6 protein-coding genes and 1 pseudogene are annotated in these 6165 nt (G+C 69.2%); 6 read left to right on the top strand and 1 reads right to left on the bottom strand.

Annotation, left to right across the window (positions count from 1 at the left end):
• The 6 genes from mutL to VD972_RS34270 all read left to right on the top strand — a co-directional run.
• Positions 1-1393: DNA mismatch repair endonuclease MutL (gene mutL, locus VD972_RS34295; RefSeq protein WP_324993018.1), on the top strand; the 1393-nt coding region annotated here is incomplete at its 5' end.
• A 125-nt stretch (positions 1394-1518) separates the two neighbouring features.
• Positions 1519-2196 (top strand): hypothetical protein, encoded by a 678-nt coding sequence (locus VD972_RS34290; protein WP_324993019.1) that lies wholly within the window; start codon positions 1519-1521, stop codon positions 2194-2196.
• 174 nt (positions 2197-2370) lie between these two features.
• Positions 2371-3366, top strand: coding sequence for a tetratricopeptide repeat protein (locus VD972_RS34285; RefSeq protein ID WP_324993017.1), 996 nt, complete (start codon positions 2371-2373; stop codon positions 3364-3366).
• A gap of 155 nt (positions 3367-3521) precedes the next feature.
• Positions 3522-4046 carry a hypothetical protein gene (locus VD972_RS34280; protein WP_324993016.1) on the top strand — a complete coding sequence of 175 codons (525 nt, stop codon included), beginning with the start codon at positions 3522-3524 and terminating at the stop codon, positions 4044-4046.
• Positions 4047-4246: 200 nt separating this feature from the next.
• Complete coding sequence (locus VD972_RS34275; RefSeq protein ID WP_324993015.1) at positions 4247-4792, top strand: hypothetical protein; 546 nt, start codon at positions 4247-4249, stop codon at positions 4790-4792.
• A gap of 102 nt (positions 4793-4894) precedes the next feature.
• Positions 4895-5191 (top strand): putative quinol monooxygenase, encoded by a 297-nt coding sequence (locus VD972_RS34270; protein ID WP_324993014.1) that lies wholly within the window; start codon positions 4895-4897, stop codon positions 5189-5191.
• Positions 5192-5258: 67 nt separating this feature from the next.
• Here VD972_RS34270 and VD972_RS34265 read toward each other — a convergent pair.
• A pseudogene (locus tag VD972_RS34265) lies at positions 5259-6165 on the bottom strand (carboxypeptidase regulatory-like domain-containing protein); the annotation flags it as partial.

Below are 6165 nucleotides of genomic sequence, written 5' to 3'. Positions count from 1 at the left end.
CGGCACGGTGATGACGGTGGAGGACCTCTTCTACAACACGCCCGCGCGGCTCAAGTTCATGCGCCGCGGCGAGACGGAGCTCAAGCACGTGGAGGAGGCGGTCCTCCGGATCGCCCTGGCCCACCCGGAGGTCTCCTTCCTGGTGGAGCACGGAGGGCTGCCCCTCTTCACCAGCCCCGCCTGCCCGGAGGATCCCACCGAGCGGATCGCCGCGGCGCTCGGCGCGGACGTGCACCCCCACCTGTTCCCCGTGGAGGAGCGGCGGCTGGGCGTCAGCGTCACCGGCTACGTCGCCTCGCCCGAGTACACGCTGCCCACCGCGCGCGGCATCTACACCTTCGTCAACCGCCGCTACGTGAGGGACCGGGGCCTCATCTCCTCCATCCAGCGCGCCTACCAGGAATACCTGCCGTCCGGACGCCAGCCGCTGGTGGTCCTCTTCCTCGACGTGGATCCCCACACGGTGGACGTGAACGTGCACCCGCAGAAGCTCGAGGTGCGCTTCTCCGACTCGCGCGGCGTCTACGACGCGGTGCTCGCGGCCATCGTCCGCACGCTTCGGGCCGCTCCGTGGCTGGGCGCCGCGCCTCAGGAGGCCGACCCAAGGCGCCAGGCCGCTCACTATGCCCAGGCCGTGGAGCGCTTCCTCACCCGGGCACAGGAGGCTGTCTGGGGGGGACCGATGCCACTGCCCACTGCCGCGGATGCCCCCTTCTCGGGGGGCTCCTCGCCAGGCATGGCGCCGCCCCCCGTGCCCATGGGCCGGGCCCCCGCCTTTGGCATGGCCCTGCCGCTGCTTAATGAGGCTCCTCCGCCCGGCTACTTCGGCGCGCTGCGGCCCATGGGAGTGCTGGGCGAGCGCTTCCAGGTGTGCGAGGGGACCGGAGGCACGCTCGTGGTGCTGGACCGGCACGCGGCGCTGGAGCGCGCGCGCCTGATGGACTTCCACCACCTGCTGGAGGAGGGCAGGGGGCCCGCGCCCTCGCTCTTCGGCACCACGGTGGAGCTGGCGCTGCCAGTGGCCAAGGCGCTCATGGGGGGGCGCGACGCGCTGGCGCGGCTGGGCTTTGACGTGGAGCCCTTCGGTGGGACGAGCTTCGCCCTCAAGTCAGTGCCTCCGGGACTGGAGGGCGCCGAGCCCCGCGCGCTGCTGGAGGCACTCGCCCACGCGCTGCCTCCACCGGGCGCCTCGCTGGACGCGGTGGAGCTGGCCGAGGCGCTCCGGGTCATGGCCTGCCATGCCGCCCAGGCCTCCTCGGACAAGCTCACGGACGCGCAGCTCCGGGCCCTGCTGGGCGAGCTGGACAAGGCGGACTTCCACCCCACGTGCCGCCACGGCACCGTGGTGGTGCTGGAGATGCCCCTGCTGGAGCTGGAGCGCCGGGCCCGCTGAGGCGCCTTGCCCCGCGGTGCCGGAAAATTGACGCCCCAAAGGTCACTGCTACGGTGCGCCACACTCCTGTAGCACGGGTGCGGAAGCGGGGATGGACTCGCTCGTGCTCAGCCGGAAAACCCGTGATGCGATCGAGCCCGCTGCTCACCCTGCTTGCCACCCTCGCCGCTTCCACGGCCTTCGCCCAGGACGATGCGCCGTCGCTCGACGGTGTGGGTCGCATCTCGATCCAAGGGGGCTGGCGGTACGTCAGCAACAGCACCCTCTACAACAGCTACTACTCGCAGCCGGGCAACGCGGGGCTGGAGCGCGCGGCGAAGTCTCCTGGCGGGCCGCTCCTGGTCGGCTCCTTCGCGTACGCGATGTCGGATCTCGTGGAGGTGGGCATCGACCTGTTCGGCACGGGCGAGCGGCTGCAGCTCACGGATCAGCCTCAGCTGACGACCTTGTGCTATGGCGCGCTGTTGGGCGTGCGCTTGCAGAAGTGGGTGGCCCTGGGGCCGGAGGGGACGGTGCCCTTCGTGGGCGTGCTCACCGGACCGCTGCTGGCCACGGCGACCTTCAAGGGGGAGCGCCCCCAAGAGACGCTCACCCAGGCCTATGCGGCGACCGTGGGAGCCACCGCGCGCCTCAACCCCCACTGGGGCCTCAGCCTCGAGTTCCGGCAGGTCTTCGCGCGCGGAACCGTGAGCAAGACCGGCCAGCGCTTCAGCTCCTTCAACGCCGGCGGGAGCTGGCTCTCCGTGGGGGTGAGCTACGCGTTCCCGCCTGATCCCGGCCCCTCCTTGAGGAACCCTTTCTGAGGAGTCCTTTCTAGCGCGCGGACGCTCGTTCCCCCGGATGCTCCTGGACGGCGGAAGGAATTCATAGGCACTGGCACCCTGTTCCCGGTGCCGAAAGTCGTCGAACCTCCAGGGGAACTTTTTACGATGCGCGAGCCGGCCGAAATCCTCACCGGGCCTACCAGGAAGATGTCCATGGCAGCCGAGACCAAGCCTGTCGAAATCGAGAAGGAGCTGACGGAGATCCGCAAGGAGGTGATCGAGGCACGCAACCTCGTCATCAAGACCGACAACCTCCTGAAGAACCTGCACGCGGAGGTGAAGGCTGTCGGCAAGCGGCACGAGGACTTCCAGCGCCGGCAGTGGATCTCCTCGGGCGTGGCGTACGCGCTGTTTGCGGTGCTGGCCGTGGGCGGCGCCTTCATGGTCGCCAACGCGCGCAGCTCCACCGCGGGCGCCGAGCGCGAGCGGCTGGAGAAGTCGGTGACCGAGCTCACCTCGCAGCTGGAGAAGCAGCGCGCGGAGCTGACCGCCAACCAGGGCGCCCAGCGCGCCGCCTCGGACGTCTACAAGCTGATGACCACGCTGCCAGGTGACGAGCGGCTCAAGGGCATCGACGCGCTGGTGAAGCTGGACACCTCCCGCCTGTCCGTGCTGGAGCGCCAGGCGCTCAACGACCGCGCCACGCTGCTGCGCAAGGAGATCGGCGACAGCGCTTTTGAGCGCGGCAAGGCCGCCTTCCGGCGCAACGACATGAAGGCCGCCGCGGACGACCTGGGGCGCTTCATGGCCATGAACCCCAACGAGGCTGATGCGCTGGACGCCTCCTTCTTCCTGGGCGCCGCGTACAACAGCACCCACCAGCACGACAAGGCGGTGCCCCTGCTGGCCCGCTTCGTGGACGGGGACAAGAAGTCCAAGACGCGTGACTACGCCATGGTGCTGCTGGCCCAGTCGTACCAGGAGACCCACCAGCTGGATAAGGCGCTGGCGACCATCCGCGAAGCGATTGGCAACTACCCCGCCAGCCAGTACCTGGGGGCCATGAAGGCACGGCTGAACTCGGCCAAGCGCCAGGCAGGTGGGCCCGAGGCGGTGGCAGCTCCGGCGGTTCCTGCTCCGGCCGCGGCGGCTCCGGCTCCGGCTCCGGCGGCTTCGGCTCCGACGGCCACTCCGGCCCCAGCGCAGTAGCCAGTCACTCCCCGAGCGGGCGAGGGGCCTGTTCTCCGCCCGCTCAGGCTGCTGAGCTCTGGTCGTCAGGTGGGGGACGGATGCCCCTGCCGCCCTACCTGGCGCATCAGTCCGTCGTTGCCACGCGAGGGCCTCGGTCATAAGACAGAGGCTCCGTGTCCGACGTCGACCCCACGAAAGACTCCCGCTTCCGCCTGTTCCGAGCCGCCGCGTATGGGGTCTACATCCTCATCGTCGCGATCTTCAGTCTGTGGATCATCGTGAACGTGACGGGCTCCGTGGCGGCGATGACTCCCGAGAAGCTGCCGCCCGCGGAGCCGGATCAGGTGCTGTCCTTCCGGGAATGCCTGGACGCGACGCAGGCCCTGTGGACGGAGCTGGAGACGACGCGTGAGACGCTGGTGCGCAACGCACCTGCACGCAGCGTGGATCAGGAGTGGCTCCGCTTTCGCACGGCGTGGCTGCAGCGGCTGCGCGAGCGCGAGAGCCGGTGCGCCATCAAGTCTCGCGAGCGCGCGGAGCTGCGCACGGTCTTCCAGCGGCTCGAGGAAGTTCAGGACCTCTACACCATCCACGCCGTGCAGTACGCCGGTGAGGTCGGTGGAGCCGTGGAGGCACTCCAGGGTGCCTTCGACTCCGCCCGCAGGAACTCGGCCGCAGGCCGCCTACCTTCCGAGTAATTTTCGCCACCGGGACCTGTCAGGTCGGGTGGACCCTGACCGCAAGATCTGTCGGGTGTTGGGGGCCCATGTACGGTGGCTCGTTGGCTAGGTGCGTGTGAAGAGTCGTTGCTAACCTTGGCGATGGGGCTTCGTGGTGCACTCCCCGCGCTGCGGACCCCGCGAAGCCACTTCACACCAGCGCGAGAAAGGGTTCATCCATGAGTGAGTCATTGGCGTCCGCGGAGAAGGCGATCACTTCTCTCTGGGACAAGCATCTGGAGTCGGAGTTCGCTCACAAGAGCCCGGAGGAGGCGCTGGCGACGATGACGAACAACCCACGCGTCACCATCGTGCCGACGATGATCGGAGGGAAGGGGACGGAGGACCTCCGCAACTTCTATGCGAAGCACTTCTTGAACCAGCTGCCGCCGGACCTCGAGGTGACTTCCGTGTCGCGGACCATCGGGGCCACCCGCATCGTCGACGAGCTCGTCATCCGGTTCACTCACACCGTCCAGATGGACTGGGTGCTCCCTGGCGTCCCGCCGACGGGCAAGCGCATCGAGTTCGCGATGGTGGTGGTCGTCTACACCGAGGGGGATCGGATCTCGGCGGAGAACCTCTACTGGGACAGCGCGACGATCATGCACCAGGCGGGGCTGCTCACCGATCCGAAGCTGCCGGTGCTGGGCGCAGAGAGCGCGCGCAACATGCTCAGCCACACCGCGCCTCTGAACGAGCTGCTCCACCGCACCCAGCGCTGACGCCACCGCCCGGTGTCTGCTCCAGATAGCTCCGCTGGAAATCCCGGCGCTCGCATGCCCCGTTCCTGGTAATGTGTCCCTACCCACCAGGGAGGGTTGTCAATGCAGGACATCGTCTATGTCGTCGCGAAGTTGCAGGCCCGTGCTGGCAAGGAAGAGGCCCTGAGGAAGTTGATCGAACCGGTCATCGAGCCGACCCGGCAGGAGAAGGGTTGCCGCCGGTACTCGGTCATGCAGGACCGTCAGAACCCCGCGGTGATCACGCTCCTGGAGGAGTGGGACACCGAGGCCGATCTGGACACGCACCTGGCGCTCCCGCATCTCCAGAAGATCTTCGCTGAGCTCAAGGATGTGCTCGGGGCGCCGCCGGACATCGTGCGCTACAAGGAGATCGGCTGAGCGGCCGGGCTCCAGGCGGCTCCTGGCTGCCGGCGACGGCGTGCCTGCCGAGCTCCCTGCCCGCGTCTCAGCGAGTGGGCAGGGAGGCGGTGTAGCTGCCAGCGCTGTCGGCCACCGTCTGGGCCAGCAGCACGGCGGAGGGCTTGCCCTCCACGTTCACCACGCGGAAAAAGCGGATGGAGGCGTAGGGGATGCCAGGTGTGGGGCCCGCCAGCTCCGGGTCGGAGATCGTCACCAGCCCGGAGATGCGACGTCCCTTGGACAGCGTGAAGGGCGCCACCTCCAGATCGGAAGAGGGCAGCACCGTGACGAAGCGGCTGACGCGCGGCAGGTTCTCCGCGGGGATGAAGTCGAAGCGGTACTCGCCCGGATCGAGCCGCAGGCGGTAGCGGCCGTCCTCGTCCGTGGCCGCTTCCGCCTGCGTGCCCTGGGCGGGAAGGGGCCAGCCCGTCACCTCGCCCACGGGCTCGGCCTCCACGCGCACGCCGGCCGCGGGCAACCCCTCCGGCCGCATCAGCGTGCCACTGGCGATGACCTTGTCCGGGCAGACAATGTCCCGGAGCGTGACGCCCCCTCGAGGGATGGCGGTGGGCTGCAGGGTGATGCCGGCGGAGGTGCCGGGCGGCGGCACGGCGTAGAGGGTCAGCGGGGTGTCCGGGTGGCTCGGCAGGGAGAGCAGCTCGAAGCGTCCCTCCATGTCGGTGGTGACGGTGCGGCTGCGGAACTGCCCTCCGCCTCCCACCTTGCCCTGGAGGTAGACGGAGGCGCTGGCCACGGGCTGGCCGTCCCGGTTCACCACGCGGCCCTGCACCGCCACCGGCTCGCCATAGTCCCCCAGCTCCAGCGGCGCGGTGACACCCGGGCGCGGATCCACGGTGAAGGCCTTCTGCGGCACCAGCAGCTCGGCGCGCGGCGCCGTCACCTGCACGAGCACGTGCTCGAGCTTGGCCGAGGAGGGAGGCAGCGCCAGCAGG

This window comes from Hyalangium sp., assembly GCF_035629615.1.
GTDB lineage: Bacteria > Myxococcota > Myxococcia > Myxococcales > Myxococcaceae > Hyalangium.
This window is presented reverse-complemented; position numbering and strand designations above follow the sequence as displayed.

Coding starts and splice junctions, on each gene's coding strand:
- VD972_RS34290 (WP_324993019.1), top strand. CDS start 1,519: ATGCGATCGAGCCCGCTGCTCACCCTGCTTGCCACCCTCGCCGCTTCC.
- VD972_RS34270 (WP_324993014.1), top strand. CDS start 4,895: ATGCAGGACATCGTCTATGTCGTCGCGAAGTTGCAGGCCCGTGCTGGC.
- VD972_RS34285 (WP_324993017.1), top strand. CDS start 2,371: ATGGCAGCCGAGACCAAGCCTGTCGAAATCGAGAAGGAGCTGACGGAG.
- VD972_RS34275 (WP_324993015.1), top strand. CDS start 4,247: ATGAGTGAGTCATTGGCGTCCGCGGAGAAGGCGATCACTTCTCTCTGG.